This is a genomic window from Ruegeria sp. CDSA241, from assembly GCF_059611265.1.
The window spans coordinates 185,519-203,485 of record NZ_JBXWPF010000004.1; the positions used below are offsets into that span (position 1 = coordinate 185,519).

15 protein-coding genes are annotated in these 17,967 nt (G+C 58.1%); 4 read left to right on the forward strand and 11 right to left on the reverse strand.

The window, feature by feature from the left end; translation table 11 throughout:
• The first annotated feature begins 6 nt into the window (after nucleotides 1–6).
• Complete coding sequence (mfd, locus tag AC2FJV_RS05640; protein ID WP_496712968.1) at nucleotides 7–3,462, forward strand: transcription-repair coupling factor; 3,456 nt, start codon at nucleotides 7–9, stop codon at nucleotides 3,460–3,462.
• Here mfd and AC2FJV_RS05645 read toward each other — a convergent pair.
• The 5 genes from AC2FJV_RS05645 to AC2FJV_RS05665 form a co-directional block, all read right to left on the reverse strand.
• Nucleotides 3,459–4,124 (reverse strand): SH3 domain-containing protein, encoded by a 666-nt coding sequence (locus tag AC2FJV_RS05645; RefSeq protein ID WP_496712970.1) that lies wholly within the window; start codon nucleotides 4,122–4,124, stop codon nucleotides 3,459–3,461. The two genes, mfd and AC2FJV_RS05645, sit on opposite strands and share 4 nt — an antisense overlap.
• Nucleotides 4,121–5,785: a tetratricopeptide repeat protein gene (locus tag AC2FJV_RS05650; protein ID WP_496712972.1), complete on the reverse strand. Its 1,665-nt coding sequence runs from the start codon at nucleotides 5,783–5,785 to the stop codon at nucleotides 4,121–4,123. Before AC2FJV_RS05650 ends, AC2FJV_RS05645 begins: the two co-directional genes overlap by 4 nt.
• Before the next feature lie 57 nt (nucleotides 5,786–5,842).
• Nucleotides 5,843–7,051, reverse strand: coding sequence for a multidrug effflux MFS transporter (locus AC2FJV_RS05655; protein ID WP_496693464.1), 1,209 nt, complete (start codon nucleotides 7,049–7,051; stop codon nucleotides 5,843–5,845).
• Between the two features lie 75 nt (nucleotides 7,052–7,126).
• Nucleotides 7,127–7,786 (reverse strand): DsbA family oxidoreductase, encoded by a 660-nt coding sequence (locus tag AC2FJV_RS05660; RefSeq protein WP_496693465.1) that lies wholly within the window; start codon nucleotides 7,784–7,786, stop codon nucleotides 7,127–7,129.
• A complete protein-coding gene (locus tag AC2FJV_RS05665) occupies nucleotides 7,783–9,300 on the reverse strand; it encodes a class I adenylate-forming enzyme family protein (RefSeq protein WP_496712974.1) in 1,518 nt (505 codons plus the stop codon). Before AC2FJV_RS05665 ends, AC2FJV_RS05660 begins: the two co-directional genes overlap by 4 nt.
• Before the next feature lie 65 nt (nucleotides 9,301–9,365).
• Here AC2FJV_RS05665 and AC2FJV_RS05670 point away from each other — a divergent pair, with 65 nt between their 5' ends.
• Nucleotides 9,366–9,989: a helix-turn-helix domain-containing protein gene (locus AC2FJV_RS05670; RefSeq protein ID WP_142633550.1), complete on the forward strand. Its 624-nt coding sequence runs from the start codon at nucleotides 9,366–9,368 to the stop codon at nucleotides 9,987–9,989.
• Here AC2FJV_RS05670 and AC2FJV_RS05675 read toward each other — a convergent pair.
• The gene (locus AC2FJV_RS05675; protein WP_142633552.1) at nucleotides 9,978–10,214 is read right to left on the reverse strand and encodes a hypothetical protein; all 237 of its coding nucleotides are present in this window, start codon (nucleotides 10,212–10,214) and stop codon (nucleotides 9,978–9,980) included. The two genes, AC2FJV_RS05670 and AC2FJV_RS05675, sit on opposite strands and share 12 nt — an antisense overlap.
• Nucleotides 10,215–10,778: 564 nt before the next feature.
• Nucleotides 10,779–12,605, reverse strand: a complete 1,827-nt coding sequence (locus AC2FJV_RS05680; RefSeq protein ID WP_281972021.1) for an extracellular solute-binding protein — start codon at nucleotides 12,603–12,605, stop codon at nucleotides 10,779–10,781.
• Nucleotides 12,606–12,895: 290 nt separating this feature from the next.
• Here AC2FJV_RS05680 and AC2FJV_RS05685 point away from each other — a divergent pair, with 290 nt between their 5' ends.
• Together AC2FJV_RS05685 and AC2FJV_RS05690 are read left to right on the forward strand one after the other, a co-directional pair.
• Nucleotides 12,896–13,669, forward strand: coding sequence for a 3-hydroxybutyrate dehydrogenase (locus tag AC2FJV_RS05685; protein WP_496688253.1), 774 nt, complete (start codon nucleotides 12,896–12,898; stop codon nucleotides 13,667–13,669).
• A gap of 18 nt (nucleotides 13,670–13,687) precedes the next feature.
• A complete protein-coding gene (locus AC2FJV_RS05690) occupies nucleotides 13,688–14,713 on the forward strand; it encodes a patatin-like phospholipase family protein (protein ID WP_281972022.1) in 1,026 nt (341 codons plus the stop codon).
• Here the strand turns inward: AC2FJV_RS05690 and AC2FJV_RS05695 are convergent, their stop codons facing one another.
• The 4 genes from AC2FJV_RS05695 to AC2FJV_RS05710 form a co-directional block, all read right to left on the reverse strand.
• A complete protein-coding gene (locus AC2FJV_RS05695) occupies nucleotides 14,714–15,391 on the reverse strand; it encodes a DUF502 domain-containing protein (RefSeq protein ID WP_142633557.1) in 678 nt (225 codons plus the stop codon).
• 64 nt (nucleotides 15,392–15,455) lie between these two features.
• Nucleotides 15,456–16,370: a pseudouridine-5'-phosphate glycosidase gene (locus AC2FJV_RS05700; protein ID WP_496712976.1), complete on the reverse strand. Its 915-nt coding sequence runs from the start codon at nucleotides 16,368–16,370 to the stop codon at nucleotides 15,456–15,458.
• A complete protein-coding gene (locus tag AC2FJV_RS05705; RefSeq protein WP_271947322.1) occupies nucleotides 16,367–17,260 on the reverse strand; it encodes a PfkB family carbohydrate kinase in 894 nt (297 codons plus the stop codon). Before AC2FJV_RS05705 ends, AC2FJV_RS05700 begins: the two co-directional genes overlap by 4 nt.
• Nucleotides 17,261–17,316: 56 nt before the next feature.
• Nucleotides 17,317–17,937, reverse strand: a complete 621-nt coding sequence (locus AC2FJV_RS05710; protein WP_496712977.1) for a thiamine phosphate synthase — start codon at nucleotides 17,935–17,937, stop codon at nucleotides 17,317–17,319.
• Between the last annotated feature and the right edge of the window lie 30 nt (nucleotides 17,938–17,967).

The following is a 17,967-nucleotide window of genomic DNA, read 5'->3' on the forward strand; positions in this document are numbered from 1 at the left end:
TTGGCGATGACGGGTCCGAACCAAGTAATCGTTGGCGGCGCCCCCGAAGGGTTTGACGCGCAGCTTGTCCTGAATGAGCTGGCGCGCTCTGGCGGGCCGGTGTGCCATGTCGCGCGTGATGACAAACGGCTTGAGGCGATGCGCGCGGCGCTTGCCTTTTTTGCGCCTGACATGCCGGTATTTGTGTTCCCAGGTTGGGATTGTCTGCCATATGATCGGGTATCGCCCAATGCGGATATCTCGGCAGCGCGTGTGGCCACCCTTGCCGCACTTGTGCACCAGATGCCGCAGCAATACGTGCTGTTGACAACTCTGAACGCCGCAACCCAACGCGTGCCCGCCCGTGCAGTGCTGCGAGAGGCGGCGTTTACCGCCCGTGTCGATCACCGCATTGATGAAACCGCGTTGCGGAATTTCCTTGTGCGCATGGGCTTCACGCAAAGCCCCACGGTGATGGAGCCCGGCGACTATGCCGTTCGAGGGGGCATCATCGACATTTTCCCGCCCGGCGAATCCGGGCCGGTGCGGCTGGACCTGTTCGGGGATGTTCTGGATGGAGCACGTCGGTTTGATCCGGTGTCGCAACGTACGACCGAAAAGCTGGCTGTTGTGGAGCTGGCGCCAGTGTCCGAGGTCATTCTAGATGACGCCGCCATCACCCGGTTTCGGCAGAATTATCGCATCGAGTTTGGTGCGGCGGGCACCGATGATCCCCTGTACGAGGCCGTCAGCGCAGGCCGCAAGCATCAAGGCATCGAGCATTGGTTGCCGTTCTTTCACGAAAAGCTTGAAACGCTGTTTGATTATCTGCCTGGTGCCACAATCTCGCTGGATGATCAGGTCACGCCTGCCCGTTTGGCACGTTGGGAAACCATTGCCGATCAATACGAAACGCGGCGGCTCGCACTGGAGAACCGGTCGCGCATGGACACGGTGTATAAACCGACACCACCGGGCCTACTGTATCTAGATGACACTGCTTGGGAACAAGCTGTCGGCGATAGGCGCGTTCTGCAATTCAATGCATTGCCTCAGGCCCTTGGGCCCGGGGTGATCGATGCTGGTGGTCGGATCGGGCGCAACTTTGCCCCGGAACGCCAGCAGGAAAGCATCAGCTTGTTCGGAGCACTGGCCAGCCATATCACCGACAAAATGGCCAAGGGGCCGGTTCTGATTGCCTCTTATTCCGAAGGGGCCCGCGAACGTCTGACTGGGCTGATCGAGGATGAAGGCCTTGCCGAGGCGATCCCCGTGCCCGACGGTACGCGCATCGGCAAACGCGGGCTACATCTGGCCGTCTGGGCGCTGGAGCACGGGTTCGAAACGCCCGACCTGACCGTGATCGCCGAACAGGATGTGTTGGGCGACCGGCTGATCCGGCAGCCCAAAAAGCGCCGCAAGGCCGAAAATTTCCTGACCGAAACCCAATCCCTTAGCCCGGGTGATTTGGTGGTTCATGTGGATCACGGCATCGGGCGCTATCTGGGGATGGAGGTCGTGACGGCGGCCGGTGCCGCCCATGAATGTCTGCTGCTGGAATACGCAGAACAATCCAAACTGTACCTGCCGGTCGAAAATATCGAACTGCTGTCGCGATACGGTCATGATGAGGGTCTGCTGGACAGATTGGGCGGCGGCGCGTGGCAGGCCAAGAAGGCCAAGCTGAAAGAGCGCATTCGCGAGATGGCGGATAAGCTGATCCGCATCGCTGCCGAACGGGCCTTGCGCAAGGCCCCGATCATGGACCCGCCTCCGCACGCGTGGGAGGAGTTCAGTGCGCGCTTTCCCTATCAGGAAACTGACGATCAGCTGCGCGCAATCGGTGAGGTCATGGAAGACATGCATTCTGGCGCGCCGATGGATCGTCTGATTTGTGGCGACGTGGGCTTTGGCAAGACCGAGGTCGCAATGCGTGCCGCTTTCGTTGCCGCAATGTCGGGCGTGCAAGTGGCGGTGATCGCACCGACAACGCTGTTGGCGCGTCAGCACGCGGCCAGCTTCAAGGATCGCTTCCGGGGCTTCCCGCTTGAGGTGCGGCAGCTGTCCCGCTTCATCTCGGCCAAAGAGGCGCAACAGACCCGTGACGGGTTGGCGCGCGGCACGGTGGATATTGTGATCGGCACCCATGCCTTGCTTGCAAAAGGGATTCGGTTCAACAATCTGGGTCTGCTGATCATCGACGAGGAACAGCATTTCGGTGTTGGCCACAAGGAGCGTCTGAAACAGCTGCGTAGCGATATCCACGTCCTGACCCTGACCGCGACGCCGATTCCACGAACGCTGCAACTGTCCCTGACCGGCGTGCGTGACCTGTCGATCATCGGCACACCTCCCATCGACCGGCTGGCGATCCGCACCTATGTCAGTGAGTTCGACGCGGTCACGATCCGCGAAGCCCTGCTGCGTGAACATTACCGTGGCGGGCAGAGTTTCTATGTCGTGCCGCGCATCTCGGACCTACCCGAGATTGAGGAATTCCTGAAAGAGCAACTGCCCGAGCTGACTTATATGGTGGCGCATGGGCAGATGGCCGCGGGGGAACTCGACGATCGGATGAATGCGTTCTACGACGGCAAATACGATGTTTTGCTGGCCACCACGATTGTGGAAAGCGGGCTGGATATCCCGACTGCAAATACGATGGTTGTGCACCGGGCCGATATGTTCGGGCTGGCGCAGCTCTATCAGATCCGCGGCAGGGTCGGGCGGTCGAAAACCCGCGCCTATGCCTATCTGACCACAAAACCGCGCACCCGTCTGACTGCCACGGCCGAAAAACGCCTGCGCGTTCTGGGCTCGCTCGACACGCTGGGGGCGGGGTTCACGTTGGCGTCTCAGGACCTTGATATTCGAGGGGCGGGTAACCTGTTGGGAGAGGAACAGTCGGGCCAAATGCGCGATGTGGGCTACGAACTCTACCAGTCGATGCTGGAAGAGGCGATTGCCAAGATCAAAGCCGGTGAGATGGAAGGCCTGTCGGATGCAGATGACCAATGGGCGCCGCAGATCAATCTTGGCGTCCCTGTCCTGATCCCAGAGGATTATGTGCCCGATCTGGATGTCCGCCTAGGCCTGTATCGCCGTTTGTCGTCGCTGTCGACCAAGGTGGAATTGGAAGGCTTCGCCGCTGAATTGATCGACCGCTTTGGCACGCTGCCGAAAGAGGTCAACACCCTGATGCTGGTCGTGCGCATCAAGGCGATGTGCAAACGGGCGGGGATTGCAAAGCTAGATGGCGGGCCCAAAGGCGCGACGATCCAGTTTCACAACGACAAATTTGCCTCGCCTCAGGGGCTGGTCGAGTTCATCCAGAACCAGCGCGGGTTGGCCAAGGTCAAGGATAACAAGATCGTCGTGCGCCGCGATTGGAAGAAGGACAGCGACAAGATCAAGGGGGCCTTTGCCATCGCCCGCGATCTGGCGGAAAAACTTGTGGCCGAAAAGAAAAAGGCCAAAGCCTAGTCACCGCTGACAAAGGTGCACAACTGCCAGTCGCCCGCGTCGGATTGCGCCAATGCAGCCCGGAACCCGGTCATGGGCCACAGGAAATCGCTATGCATATAGCCCTGGCCGCCGTCTGTCAGCAGAACCCTCTGGTACTGCGCGATGGGGGAGAAGTCGCGGATGATGACGACCTCATAGCTGATGAGGTCCAGTATCGCCGCGCCTCGGTTTGGTGCGTTGCGCAGAGTTACATCCTGAGCGGTCACAAAATAGGCCAACGCCGGATCCAGCGAAGCGGGTAGGGTGAGCTGCCATTGGTGGGGCATCCAGAACTCGCCGTCTTCGTTGAAATAGCCAGGCTGTGTCAGGGTGTTTTCCAGATCGGACCAATAGGTTTCAACGTCCTTATCCCTTTCATAATCTTGTTCGGACGTGGCAGGGCCTGGGGTAAGATATTCGCGCAGCTCGTTCGGGCCGCCATCGCCGCCGTGGCTCAGGTAGATGTCCGGGCAGGCAACGGACAGCAGGCCGTCGACGTCGTGCGCCGCTACCATGTTCAGCAGCTCGCTGCGGAATTCGGTAAGGGTTGAATCCCGCTCAGCTTCGTCGACCGGCGGAAAGGATTGTCGATCCGCCAGCGCCGGGCTGCAGAGCAAAGCGAATAGCAGGGCGTATCTCATTCGGCGGCCCTCATGGCGGCTTGGGCACAGAAACAGGACGCCCCAACAGCCCGGTCCGCACGGGCCAGAGCCAGATCGAGCCGTTGTTTGATCTGCACGATCTCAACCGTCTCACCGCGCGCCTTCAGGCAGTCATGCAGGCCCTTGAGGCTCCAGACATTGTCAGGATGGACAGAGGCACGGCTGAGCGTACCGCCCAACCCCAAATCCTCGCGGTATATGGCCTCGGCTTCGGCGGTATGCCCTTGTTCGAACAGCAATGCACCCAACGCGTGACGAGTGGGCTGCATCCATCCCCATGGCTCGTCATAGGGCAAGGTGTCGTCCAGTTCGACCGAGCGGCGCAGATGGGCGTAGGCCGCATCGTAGTTTTCCATGCGATACTCGATTTCGCCACGCAGCATTTCGCGGGCAATGTCCAGCAGGTCGATCACGCTGTTATTGTGCAGCAATCGCGTTTCTGGCACGCGGGCCTTGGCAGCGAGGAACAACTGCTCTTCGGCTTCGGCTTCGCTGACCTGCCCAGTGGCGGCAAAAGCAATGGCCCGGGCATAATGCGTGGTTGCCGTGAGAGTGCAGTACAGATCGGGGTCCGAGGGCAGCTCAAGCGCCATTGCCTCTTCCCAACGGCCAAACCGGATGAGGATATGCGGCCCCATTGACATGTAACTTTCGAAGAAATCCGCCATGGGGGGGCTTTCTATGCGCAGCATGTCTTCGGGTGTGGTGTCCCACAATCCCTGATTGGCCCGCAGAGCCGGTTCCATCTGTCCCAGAAATAGGGCGCCATATATGACAAAATGATAATTGTGCTGGCGGTAGCCGGTGTAGATGTTGAACGCGCCTTCGCGTTCGTAATATTTCAGGTCGGCCTCAACGGCTTTTTGGTTCCAGTGGACGACGTTCTGATAGTGGCCGCACAGCACATCGATATGGGTGGGCATATGCACCAAATGGCCCGCATCGGGAACCAGCGTCCGCAGAACATCCCCCGCTTTCAGCGCTTTTTCCGGGGTCGGAGACATCTCCATCAGGTGGACATAAAGATGCAGTAACCCGGGATGAGACATCGCTGCTGGATCATCAGCCATCGCCTCCTCCAGCGTTTTTTGCGCCTCGACCGTGGCGGCCCCTTCGGCGGGCTGGCCGGTCGTCAAATCCCACATTTGCCAGGGGGTGAGATTCAAAAGCGCTTCGACATAGATCGTGCGCAGGTCCAGATGAGCGGGCTGCGATGCAAACGCTGCGCGCATGGCATCGGCAAAATCGTGATCCCAGTTGTGCATGTCGTCAATGGCTTCGCGCTGGGGATAGCGGGCGGGAAGCGCGCGGATCAGCGCTTGTTCAACCGGCGTACATTCGCCCGCAAGAGACATGGCCAGCTGCGTCGCATCATAGGCCAGCGCCAGCGCCTTTTGCCGGCCCGCGTCATCGTGCAGGTCCCAGGGCATGTTGTAATTCGGCCCCGCCGCATAGGCGACGCCCCAATGGGCCATGGCGCAGTTCGGGTCATGCTCTAGCGCGCGCTGAAAACAGACGACGGCCTCTTCGTGGCTATAGCCATAGGTCCAGACCAGCCCCCGGTCGAACCACAGTTGCGCATCGGGCGAAGAGGTGCTTACCGGACAGGAATGGGTGCCCAGATCGTAGTACTCGCTCATTGAAAATCTCCCCTCGAAACAAGGGGAGGATAACGTGTTTCACGCGCTCTGCACAGATCAGGCGGGCAATCTGTCTTCTATCCGGCCCATATACAGCATCAGGCCGAACCCCATCGTGCACATAGTCAGGACACCTATTGCCAAGGGAAGGATCGATCCGTCAAACAACTGTCCCAAGGGGGCTGCCACTGCAGCGGCCAGAACGGTTGATACCGCGCCTATGACTGACGCTGCCATGCCCGCAATATGGCCCATCGGCTCCATCGCGATGGCATTCAGGTTGCCCATCGTCATACCGGCCATGAAGAACACGGCAGTCTGCCAACTGACGAAAAGCGCAAATGAGGCGCCATCAGAAAGGTCCAGACCATTCATTAACATGACAAAACATGTAAAGACGATCTGTGCGCCCAAAGTCCAGGTTACAATCCGGCGCATCCCCAATCGGATGACCAAAGTCGCGTTCAATAAACTGGCCGAGCCAGCCATCAGAGCAACGAAACCAAACCAGAATGGGAAACTGTCTGCTCTGTCGTAGATGATGTCATAAACAGGTTGTACCATCGTCAGCATGGTGAACAGCATCCCAAGGCAAAGCGTTTGCACCATGATCGAAACCCGCACAGTCGGGTGTGTAAACATCTGCCGCGCGGCATCAATCATAAGCGGCAGGCGCAGGGGACGGCGATTTTCGGGTGCCAGAGGTTCGCTCAGACGCAGGCCCATCCAAGTGATGGTGATCAAAGAGAACAACATGAACGAAGCGAAGATGCCACGCCACCCGGCCAGAGCGATCACCCCGGCACCCATCATGGGCGCGATGGCGGGAACCAGCGTAAAGATCATCATGGCAATCGAGACGATGCGGGCCATCTCGCGGCCGGAATAAAGGTCACGGATAATGGCCATGGCCACCACGCGTGGGGCCGCGCTGCCAATGCCTTGAAAGATGCGCGCAATCAACAGCATCTCAAGCGAGGAGGTGGCCCAGGCAACTGCGGCAGACAGGATATACAGCGCAGAGCCGACGTAAATTACCGGCTTGCGCCCGAATGCATCCGACAGAGGGCCGGTGAAAAAGGTGCCGATCCCCATGCCCAGCACAAATGAGGTCAGGATCAACTGCGCCTTGTTTGCATCACCTGGGCTGAGTTGCGCGCTGATCTGCGGCAGGGCGGGCAGCATCGAGTCGATAGAAAACGCGATTGTCGCAAACATCATTGCGATCAAAGCGACAAATTCTCCGCGCGGCATGCGATTACTCATGGGGCTCTCCTGACCCGTTCGCGCTATCACAGCGGATTGGGCACGGCCAGTGATCAGAATGCACAGGAGGCTGTGCTATTTTGCAGGGGAAGCCTCGATTTGAGACATGATTTCACCGATCACGCGTTCCCACATTTCCGGTGGTTGCGCGCCGGGGACAGCATGTTGGTTGGCAACGATAAAAGTCGGTACCGACGTCACACCCATCTGCCGGGAATGCGCGTCACGGTTGCTGATGTCGGAGCGGTCGGCGTCGGATTTCAGCAGCTTCATGACGACGGCAGCGTCCATCCCCTGACTGTCGGCAATATCCGCCAGAACCTCGTGGTCGCCGATATCGCGACTCTGTACAAAATAGGCCTGAAACAGGGCATCAACTATAGCGTTCTGCTTGTTTTCGATTCCGGCCCAGTGGATCAGCCGATGAGCATCCAGCGTGTTCGGGGTGCGCTTCATCCCCTCAAAGTCGATGCCCAACCCTGCATTTTCGGCATGCTCGACCACCGGGGCATACGCACGGATGGCTCCGTCTTTTCCGCCGAATTTGCGCTCCAAGTATTCGCGCCGATCCATGCCTTCGACCGGCATATCGGGGTTCAGCTGAAAGGGGTGCCATTCAATGATGAATGGATGATCCGGAGTTGCAGCCAACGCTTTGTCCAGATGAGTCTTGCCAATATAGCACCAGGGGCAGATCGGGTCAGACATGATGTCGAGCTTGACGGTCTGGGTCATGTATTGGTCGCCTTGAAATAGGCCGGCAGCGCCCGGCGCAAAAGTTTGCCATTGCCGCCTGTTGGCAGCTGAGGCAGATGGATAAAGGCGCGCGGTTGCTTATAGCGCGCCAGATTTGTCTCGACATAGGCGCGCAGGGCGTCCTCGTCCAGCTTTTCCGGCCCGGTATAGAATGCCACTATGACAAAACTGTCCTGCTTGACCTCAACGGCGGCCGCGCCGACCTGCGAGATGCCGGGATATCGGGACAATGTGGCCTCGACCTCGATCGGTGAGACCCGGTAGCCGCCTGCATTCATCATATCATCGTCTCGGCCAAGATAGGTGATCTGACCATCAACTGCCATTGCACCCTGATCGCCGGTCAGAAACCACTCGCCCTGCATCCTGGCCAGCGCTTCGTCCGGCGCGTTGAGATAGGTCAGCATTAGGCCGGGGTCTGATCGGTGGATGGCGATGGTCCCTTCTTTCCCCTGTGGAACCGGCCCGTCTGGACCCAGAATTGCCACACGTCGCCCGGGTTGTGGTTGCCCCAGTGCATCGCCACGTGCCGGATAGGCTGGGCTTGAAGAGATGAAGGTCGAGCATTCGGACATTCCAAAAGCTTCATACAACTCGCGCCCGGTGATCCGTGTCCATTTCTGGTGCAGATGCCGTGAGAGTTTTTCACCAGCGCAAAGACCGTGCCTCAGATCGGGAAGGTGCAGATCGTTTGCTTCGTTCAAAATTTTCCGAAACACGCCAGGAGCTGCAGCAAATATCGTGGCACGGTGATTGCGCAGCATATCGGGTAGGGTCGACAGATCGATGCCAGGTTCCGGTATCAACGCTGTCGCGCCAATAGTCCAGGGATCCATCAGTCCTGTCCCCAACGTATAGGTCCAGTTGAACGCACCTGCATGGCACAATCGATCCGTTTCCTGCAGGCCGTACCACGCATCCACCATCATCTGCCGCGCCCAAATTGCACGATGGGCATGTGCAACGGCCCGTGGCTTGCCCGAGGTGCCAGACGTATAGACCACATAAGCCATGTCTTCGGGGTCGCCCATCCGAAACTCGGCCAGAGGTAGATCGCGCATCTCGCGCAGTTGGCTCAAAGATATCTGGTTCGGGTGATCCGCGCAGGCGATATCGGGACCGCGCAGTATGGCGGCGGGGTTCAGATCTTGGATGATCTTTGCCGTTTCTGGCTGCGTCAGCTGTGACGATGTCGGCACGGGTACAATGCCGACCGCGATTGCACCCAGATAGGTTATTGGGAAATCAACCGTGTTCCCCAAACGCATCAAGACCAGATCGCCCGGTTTCAAACCGGCCCGCAGCAGACCTGTACCGGTTGCAAGGATCGCGCGTTTCAACGCAGAAAAGCTCCAGTTCTGTGCCGACGTTGCGCCAAGTACCGACAAGGCAATCTTGTCGCCATTGCGATCTGCTTGACGCAACACATGCGCGGCCAGATTGAAGGGGGTGGGGCAGGCCTTGGGCGGGCCTTGATCGAACAGGGAAAGCATGGCGTCTGGCTAACGCGGCAACTGCTGCGTTGCAAGCGGGACAGGCTGGCCCTATAGAGTGGCGCATGAGAACCAAAGAGCAGACATCTCTGATCCGAATTGCCCGAAACTCGGGCGAGCATACAGAGGTCGAACCGCTGGACCTTGGCGTCCGTGTGCGTGAATTGCGCAAGGCGCGTAACTGGACTTTGGAACAAGCGGCCAATCAGGCGGGATTGGCGCGTTCAACGCTCAGCAAAATAGAAAACGGGCAGATGTCGCCTACATATGATGCGCTGAAGAAACTGGCGATCGGGCTGGAAATCTCTGTTCCGCAGCTGTTCACGCCGCCACAGCGCGAGCAGGTGATCGGGCGTATGGCCGTGACCCGGATGGGACAAGGTACCAGCCACGCAACCACAACATACGAGCACGAACTGCTGGCTGAGACGCTTACTAAAAAGCAGATGCTGCCCTATCGCGCCCGTGTACGTGCCCGGTCGATGGATGAGTTTGACGGGTGGGTCCGCCACGATGGCGAAGAATTCCTGTACGTGCTGACGGGTGTCGTTCGCCTGTATACCGAGTTCTACGAACCCGTCGAAATGCGCCGCGGTGACAGCGCCTATTACGACGGCAGCATGGGGCATAATGTCGTTTCGGTCAGTGAAGAAGACGCGATGATCCTGTGGGTGACGTCACTTACCTAGATGTTTGGTGACTTCACGGGTTAGCGCTTCGGTGAACAGGAAATCCTCAAGCTCTTCATGTGCCTCGTTCACCGTCAGATGATGGCGTTCGGCCAGATAAGCCTCGAATTGCGCACGGTCGCGCCCGACCGCATCCATGTCTCGGTCGCGCAAATTGGGAAACCGCCGTTTTGCACGGGCGTACATTTCATTCCAATCTTGCGTCAGATCGTTCCACTTAAACATCAATTGGGCTTTCTGTTTGTCTGGCTACAGATCTGCTCGGCCCTGAATTCAGGGTACGAATGGTGTTTGCAGGTAGGGCTATGGCAAAATGTCGCACCTTGAGCGTGCGAAGTTTAAATCAGTTAGGCCCGCCACAGGAAATCTGAGACGGGCCTACGGACCAAATAGTTTTGAGTGAGTGGAGGCTGGTCCGAAAATACTGTTCCTGATGTTGTAACACAGCTATGTGTCGGTAATGTTTGGCGTAATTCAAATTGGATACATTTGTACTAGTCGCAGGCTATATCTTTCGAACCCGTTACGTAAAGCCCCTTGTTGAAATTTTTCAAATTTGTCTGAAACTAGGGATCGCATCAATTTATAGCGGAATGCCCACAGCCTTTACCTGCATGTCGTGGTACTGCGGGTCTGTGCCAGAATCCGCCGAAGGGTATGAGACCCACACAGCAAACGCCGAACGGGTCTTATTGCATCACATCTGCAGCGGTTGCGATCCTCTGGAACGAGATTGGCACGGACAGTTAGCAATTAGGAAAGGACGGGGCCGCCTCTTTTGAGGCGCTGCTATTCCTCGTACCACCAGACCTGCGGCATGTATTCCGGCCCGTCACCGTATATGGGCAGGGTTTCCGGCTGTTTCAGCTCACGCGCATGTGCAATCCGGCCGACGTCAAAGCTCCAGATCGGGATGACATACCGGCCAGCGGTTAGAACGCGATCCAGCGCGCGGGTCGCAGACACGAAATCTTCGTGGCTTTCAGAGGCCAGCATCGTATCGATCAAACCGTCCACTGCTGGCGACTGAACCCCCATCAGGTTACGTGTTCCTGCCGTGTCAGCATTTTCACTGCCCCAATACAGGCGTTGTTCGTTACCCGGCGACAGGGAAAGAGCCCGGCGAAATGGGGTCATGTCAAAATCATGCGCATCCATCCGAGAGGTGTATTGTGCGTCGTCGATTTTTTCGACTGTAAGCTCGATGCCAAGCCGTTCAAGCGTACGCGCATAGATTTCGGCGATCGTTCCGACATTCTGGACAACGTTGAGGCTGCCCTGGCTGATGACCATGTCAACGATGAACGCTTCGCCATCTGCGTTTCGCAACACGCCATCCTGAACTGTCCAGCCAGCCTCTTGCAGAAGCTTGGTTGCCTTGCGCAGGTTGGCCCTGTTGCGTTCCGAACCGTCACCTACCGGCAGCTCGTAACCTTCCAGCGTACCGGGCAACAGTGTATCGGCGTACGGCTGCAGCAGTTCAGCCACCTGACCGGTGGCAGTACCGGGTTGCATCGCCAGATCCGAGCCCGAGAAATACGAGGTTATCCGCGGTTGCGCGCTTCCGGTGACGGTGTCGTTGATGAATTCGAAATTGAAAGCCAGAGTCAGAGCCTCGCGCACGCGCCAATCATCGAAGGGTGGCTTGCGCGTATTCATGACAAATCCGGTCATGCCCGAAGGCTTGCGATGCGGGATTTCGGTTTTCAGCACATCGCCGCGCTGTACCGCGGGGAAGTCATACTGGTTGTTCCACTTATCGGCGTTAAACTCGCGCACGGCTGAGAGCTCGCCTGCTTTGAAGGCCTCGAATGCGACTGTGCCATCCCCGTAGAACTCGATCCGCATCTCATCCAGATTCATGGTGCCGCGCCGAAACGGAATGTCAGCGCCCCAGTAATCCGGATTGCGACGCAGGTTCACATACCGTCCGGCTTCGTACCCGTCGATGACATATGGTCCAGACCCCAAGGGGATGTCTTGCAGCGGCGCGTCGGCAAAGTCTTTACCCTCCCACTGTGCCTTCTGAAGGATCGGGCGCATCCCGGCGATCAACGCAAGCTCGCGGTCGGGGTCGTTAAACGTGATGCGGACGGAACGCGGTCCGGTTTGTTCGATACTGTCGATCTTTCCCCAAAGGCCGCGATATCTCAGATGCCCTTCGGTTCCCAAAGTCTCATATGACCATATGACATCCTCGACAGTGACTGGTGACCCATCCGAGAATCGGGCATTCTCTCGCAGGGTAAATTCGACCCAGGATCGGTCTGGAGCCGTCTCAACTGATTCGGCTAACAACCCGTAAAGAGTGAAAGGTTCGTCCCAGGAACGCCCCATCAGGCTTTCATGGGTCCAAAATCGCAACTGCCAGGGTGACGTGCCTTTTTGCACAAACGGGTTAAGGCTGTTATAGCCGCCGGTATTTCCAAATACGACTTTGCCGCCTTTGGGTGCATCAGCGTTGACATAGGGTAGCGACACAAAATCCGGTGGTAGGGCAGGGTCGCCATACATAGCTATGCCATGGGTCGATTCTGCATGGGCTGCTGCAACGGCAAAAACACTAACGATTCCCGCGATCATAGGGCGAACGGGGCGAAGGAAATCGGGGCTCATTTTGGAAACAATCCTGCTCTGGCCTTATTTTGTTGGGATTCACCGTAGCCATGATTTTTCATATTATCAAACTTTTAGCTTGGACGAAGGCGTAGAATTGCTTATAAAGGGCGTACTGCTCGATAGGTTTCTTGCCTGTATGAAACCTGCCTCAATAACTTAACGCCCGCTTCGTGCGGGCGTTTTTTTGTGCGATTTTCGCTGATACAGCGCCCCCAATCTTTCCCCGTTTTCTTTGCAGGTGCAGCATGGCACTGTGCCGTCAACACGGAATCTGACGGAGAGCACCCATGAGTCTTTCAGGCAAAACAGCAATCATCACAGGATCGAATTCGGGCATCGGGCTGGGCATCGCCCGCGAGCTGGCCAAAGCCGGGGCGGATGTGGTGCTGAATTCGTTTACTGACCGCGACGAAGATCATGCTCTGGCCGCAGAGATCGGGCAGGAAACCGGAACCAACGCGCGCTATTTCAAAGCGGACATGTCCAAGGGTGACGAGTGTCGGGCGCTGATCGAAAAGGCTGGAGCCTGCGATATCCTGGTCAACAATGCCGGCATTCAGCATGTGGCGCCGATTGATCAGTTTCCAACCGACAAATGGGACGCGATCATTGCGATCAACATGAACTCGGCCTTTCACACCACTGCCGCCGCGTTGCCGATGATGCGCAAGGCGGGCTGGGGACGGGTGGTGAATATTGCATCGGCCCATGGGTTGACGGCATCGCCTTTCAAAGCCGCCTATATCGCGGCCAAGCACGGTGTTGTCGGGATGACCAAAACCGTAGCCCTCGAGACCGCACAAGAGCCGATTACCTGTAATGCGATTTGCCCGGGATATGTGCTGACGCCGCTGGTCGAAGAGCAGATACCCAATACGATGAAAGAATACGATATGAGCCGTGAGGATGTCGTGAAGAATGTCCTGCTAAAGCGGCAACCTTCGAAAGAATTCGCTACGGTCGAACAACTGGGCGGTACGACGATCTTTCTGTGCTCGGATGCGGCGGCGCAGATCACCGGCACGACGATTTCAGTTGATGGCGGGTGGACCGCGCTCTGAGCCTTGGGGAGTAGGGCAGTGATACGTATCAATCTGGCTTTGCAGGGCGGCGGCGCGCACGGCGCGTTCACTTGGGGTGTGCTGGATCGTCTGCTGGACGAAGATGATATCGAAGTCGCGGCGATCACCGGAACATCGGCAGGTGCACTGAACGGTGCGGCCTATAAGTCTGGCATGGTACGGGGCGGCCGGGAGGGCGCGCGCGCCAATCTTGATGCGCTCTGGGCTCGTATGGGGGCCGTCGACGATACGAACCTGACCAACTGGATGCGTGCGTTTGAGCCCTCACATATCGCACAGTCCATCGAAAATTCGCTGCCGTTTGCTGTAGGCGACGCCTGGTCGCGATTGGTTTCGCCTTATGCCTATGGGCCGTTCTACCGTAACCCCTTGCAGCCCGTGGTTGAGCGCTTTGATTTCGATGAAATATGCGCTGCCGAAGGTCCGCGTCTGTATGTCTGCGCGACATGCGTGCGCAGCGGAAAGATACGGGTGTTCACAGGGAATGAGCTGTCGACTGAGGCCATCCTTGCTTCTGCCTGTTTGCCAACCCTGTTTCAGGCGGTCGAGATATTCGATCCAAAATCGGGCCGGACCGAGGCTTACTGGGATGGCGGATATACCGGTAATCCAGCTCTGTATCCCTTGTTCAATTCCGATCTGCCCGAGGACGTGGTGATCGTGAACATCAACCCTCTGGAACGGGAAGAAATCCCCAAGACGCCGCAGCAGATCCAGAACCGGATCAATGAGATTGGCTTTAACTCATCGCTGTTTCGGGAACTGAGGGCCATAAGCTTCGTTCAGCGCTTGCTGGAGGATGGCAAGCTGAAAGCGGGCGAAATGAGCCGTGTTCTGGTTCACATGATTGCCGATGACGCGTTGATGAATGACCTCTCGGTCGCGACCAAGACAGTGCCCAACCCTGTGGTCCTGCATAAGCTCAAAGAAGCTGGCCGCAATGCAGCTGATCAGTTTTTGACAGATCACAAGGCCGATTTGGGTGCACGCAGCACGGTCAATCTGCCGGAAATGTTTGGATAGTCACTCTGGTGGCTGGGTCGGGTCTTTGTCGTTCGGGTAAACAAGACCGGCCGAAATCACCAGCTTGGCGGCATCTTCGATCGACATGTCCAAAAGGATGACGTCCTCGATCGGAAAGAACAGCAAGAACCCCGATGTCGGGTTGGGTGTCGTCGGAATGAACACGCTGTACAGATCGCCACCCGCTTCTGCGCGTTCGTTGACTTCTCCCTTGGCGGTGGTCGAGACGAACCCGATGGCCCAGATGCCACGGCGCGGATATTGAACCAGACAGGCTTTTTCAAATGACCGTTCAGTCTGGGCAAAGACGGTCTCGGAAATCTGCTTGATGCCTGAATAGATGGACCGGATGACCGGCATCCTGTTCACCAGGCTTTCGGTGAACGAGATAAAGGACCGGCCCAGGATGCCCTTGGCAACCCAGCCAACCACGACGGTGAACACCAGAAAAAAGATGACACCTACACCGCGCAGGTTGATGCCAACATATTGTTCAGGCTGGAATTGGTGGGGAACCAGCGGCAGGACCGCACTGTCGATCCAGCCGACAACAGACCAGATCAGCCAGATCGTCAACCACACCGGCGCAATAACGACGATGCCCGTCAGAAAGGACGCGCGCAGCCGTGAGAACAGGCCGGGCTGTCGGTTGGGTTCTTCGTCAAAAGGAGTGTTCATTACGGTCCTGAGTGGCTTGCGAATTTAGTTAAGCAGTCCTTGGCCTTGGTACAATAGCTATATGTTAATCCGCCTTGGCGGACAGGGTGCGGGCGATCCCGGCTGCCAGGCGGGCATTGTTGCGGACCAATGCGATATTGGCGGTCAGAGAACGACCTTCGGTCTGCTCATAAATCCGTTGCAACAGGTAGGGTGTGACCCCTTTACCGCTGATCCGATGCACATCTGCATCCGCCTGTGCCGAGGCGATGATCGGGGCCAGTTCCTCGGATGGGATCTGATCGGCCTCCGGGATCGGATTGGCGACAAGTTGGCCGCCGGGCAGGCCAAGCGCGCGTCTGGTCGCATGTGCGTGCGCGATGTCTTCCGCACTGTCCATGCGCAGAGGGGCTGCCAGCGGGGATTTTGCCGACCAGAAGGCCGGAAATTCGTCCTGGCCATAGGCAATGACCGGAACGCCCAGTGTTTCCAGAACCTCAAGCGTCTTGGCCAGATCGAGGATGGCTTTGGCGCCTGCGGCAACAACCGTGACCGGGGTATGGGCCAATTCGTGCAGGTCAGCAGAGATATCGAACGAGGTTTCAGCCCCTTGGTGGACGCCTCCAATACCGCCGGTGGCAAAAACGTCGATCCCGGCGTGATGGGCGGCGATCATGGTTGCGGCGACCGTTGTTGCACCGGTCCCACCGGTTGCCATGCAGGCGGCCATATCGGCACGGGACAGTTTGGCGACCCCATGCGCTTGGCCCAGTGCTTTCAACTCTTCGGTTTCCAGACCGACGTGAAGCGTACCATTGATCACCGCCATGGTGGCTGGCACCGCGCCCGCCTCTCGAATGTCTTGTTCAACCTGTGCCGCAACCTCGATGTTCTGCGGGTAGGGCATACCGTGGGTGATGATCGTGCTTTCCAGCGCAACGATAGGTTGGCCTGCGTCTTTGGCGGCGCGGACCTCGGCAGAATATTGAATGTTGATCACAGTGGGGTTTCTCCGGAAACGTAAGTTGCGGCGGCATGCAAGGCACGTGACAGGGCCTCATCGCTTGGGGCACCGGTGGCCTCGGATGCGATATGCGCCGCCATGAAGGTATCACCCGCGCCGGTCACACGGGTGACCAGAACGGGTGGGGGTTTTTGGGTCAAGATTTCCTCAGCGCTGGCAACGGTTGCCGAACTGCCGCCATCAGTCACCAGCACGCGCAGCGCGCCGCGATCCAGCAGCCCCTTGGCGGCGCTTGCCGAATCCGCGAATTCGCGCTGGCACAGGATGCCTGCCTCTTCGAGGTTCACATAAAGCGTCGCGCGGGCATGTTTGAGGAAAGGCAGCAGGCGATCGGCCTTGCCGGGTGAGGCCGGTGCCACGCGCAGGTCGGCTCCGGCGAAGGCTGGGCTTTGCGCGATTTCTTCCAAAAGCGACAGCGTCAGGTTGCCATCCAAAGCAACAGGACCATCAAATGGCATGGTCTCTGTGCCTAATGGGCCTTGCATCAGGGGTTTCAGAATTTTTGCCCCTGCAGCCTCAAGTGAATGGGCGTCCGCAATCGCGGCAATCAATCCATTGGCGCCCTCGACAGCCATATATCGGTCGGTCGGCAGGTCCTGCGAGCGATAGATGTGATCCGTTACCATCCCCAGCCGGGCGCAAGCATTGACCAACTCGTCGCCTTCGGGATCGCGACCAATGGCGGTCAGCAGGGTGGGCGTCATGCCAAAGCGCACCAGCGTCATGGCAATGTTCATTGCCACGCCTCCGGGCAGGCGGGTGATCCTGCCGGGAACATCCGACCCCTGCCGCATGGCGCTAGCAGAACGTCCGATCACGTCCCACAGGACAGAACCGATACAAAGAATTTCGCTGTTCTGAGTCATGTCGACGTCATGCCGCAGCCCCGGCGTGGGTGCAAGGGTTAACGCTCACATCCTGCTCAGCCCATGGCGGTGATCAGGTCGTTCAGTGCAGCGGATGGGTCATCCTGTGACCAGATCTCATCCCCGATGCCAAAGAAATCGGTGCAGGGGCTGAGGTCACGGATCAATTCGGGGGTCAGGCCGCCTTCTGCCACAACCGGCACTTCGATCATCTCGGACCACCACTGGAACAGATCGTGCTCGGCCACGGTTCCGTCACCCAAAGAGGACGTACCAACCGGGCCAAAGGCCACATAATCCGCCCCGGCCTCACCAGCCGACATGCCGTCATGGCTGGAGGTGCCGCAGAAGCAGCCGACAATGGCATCGGCACCCAATTCCTTACGCACATACCGGACCGAGCGCGCGCCATCATCCAGATGCACCCCATCCATACCCAGACGCTGCGCCAACAGGACGTGGTTGGAAATCACCAGCGCCACGTCCCGCGTATGTGCCACCTCGCGGCAGGCATCAGCGGCACGGGCAATCGTATCCTCGTCATTTCCCGCAAGGGCCAGACGGATGCAGGCGATTTCGGTGCTGTCCAGAACGCGGGCCAGTTGGTCGGGGAACGTGCTCAACGTGATGGTCGGCGGGGTGATCAGGTAAATCTGCGGCTGCTCGGGGGTGTCCATCGGCGCGTCCTTAGCTTTAAGTCTTTTGCG

Coding starts and splice junctions, on each gene's coding strand:
- mfd (WP_496712968.1), top strand. CDS start 7: ATGACGGGTCCGAACCAAGTAATCGTTGGCGGCGCCCCCGAAGGGTTT.
- AC2FJV_RS05645 (WP_496712970.1), bottom strand. CDS start 4,124: ATGAGATACGCCCTGCTATTCGCTTTGCTCTGCAGCCCGGCGCTGGCG.
- AC2FJV_RS05650 (WP_496712972.1), bottom strand. CDS start 5,785: ATGAGCGAGTACTACGATCTGGGCACCCATTCCTGTCCGGTAAGCACC.
- AC2FJV_RS05655 (WP_496693464.1), bottom strand. CDS start 7,051: ATGAGTAATCGCATGCCGCGCGGAGAATTTGTCGCTTTGATCGCAATG.
- AC2FJV_RS05660 (WP_496693465.1), bottom strand. CDS start 7,786: ATGACCCAGACCGTCAAGCTCGACATCATGTCTGACCCGATCTGCCCC.
- AC2FJV_RS05665 (WP_496712974.1), bottom strand. CDS start 9,300: ATGCTTTCCCTGTTCGATCAAGGCCCGCCCAAGGCCTGCCCCACCCCC.
- AC2FJV_RS05670 (WP_142633550.1), top strand. CDS start 9,366: ATGAGAACCAAAGAGCAGACATCTCTGATCCGAATTGCCCGAAACTCG.
- AC2FJV_RS05675 (WP_142633552.1), bottom strand. CDS start 10,214: ATGTTTAAGTGGAACGATCTGACGCAAGATTGGAATGAAATGTACGCC.
- AC2FJV_RS05680 (WP_281972021.1), bottom strand. CDS start 12,605: ATGAGCCCCGATTTCCTTCGCCCCGTTCGCCCTATGATCGCGGGAATC.
- AC2FJV_RS05685 (WP_496688253.1), top strand. CDS start 12,896: ATGAGTCTTTCAGGCAAAACAGCAATCATCACAGGATCGAATTCGGGC.
- AC2FJV_RS05695 (WP_142633557.1), bottom strand. CDS start 15,391: ATGAACACTCCTTTTGACGAAGAACCCAACCGACAGCCCGGCCTGTTC.
- AC2FJV_RS05705 (WP_271947322.1), bottom strand. CDS start 17,260: ATGACTCAGAACAGCGAAATTCTTTGTATCGGTTCTGTCCTGTGGGAC.
- AC2FJV_RS05710 (WP_496712977.1), bottom strand. CDS start 17,937: ATGGACACCCCCGAGCAGCCGCAGATTTACCTGATCACCCCGCCGACC.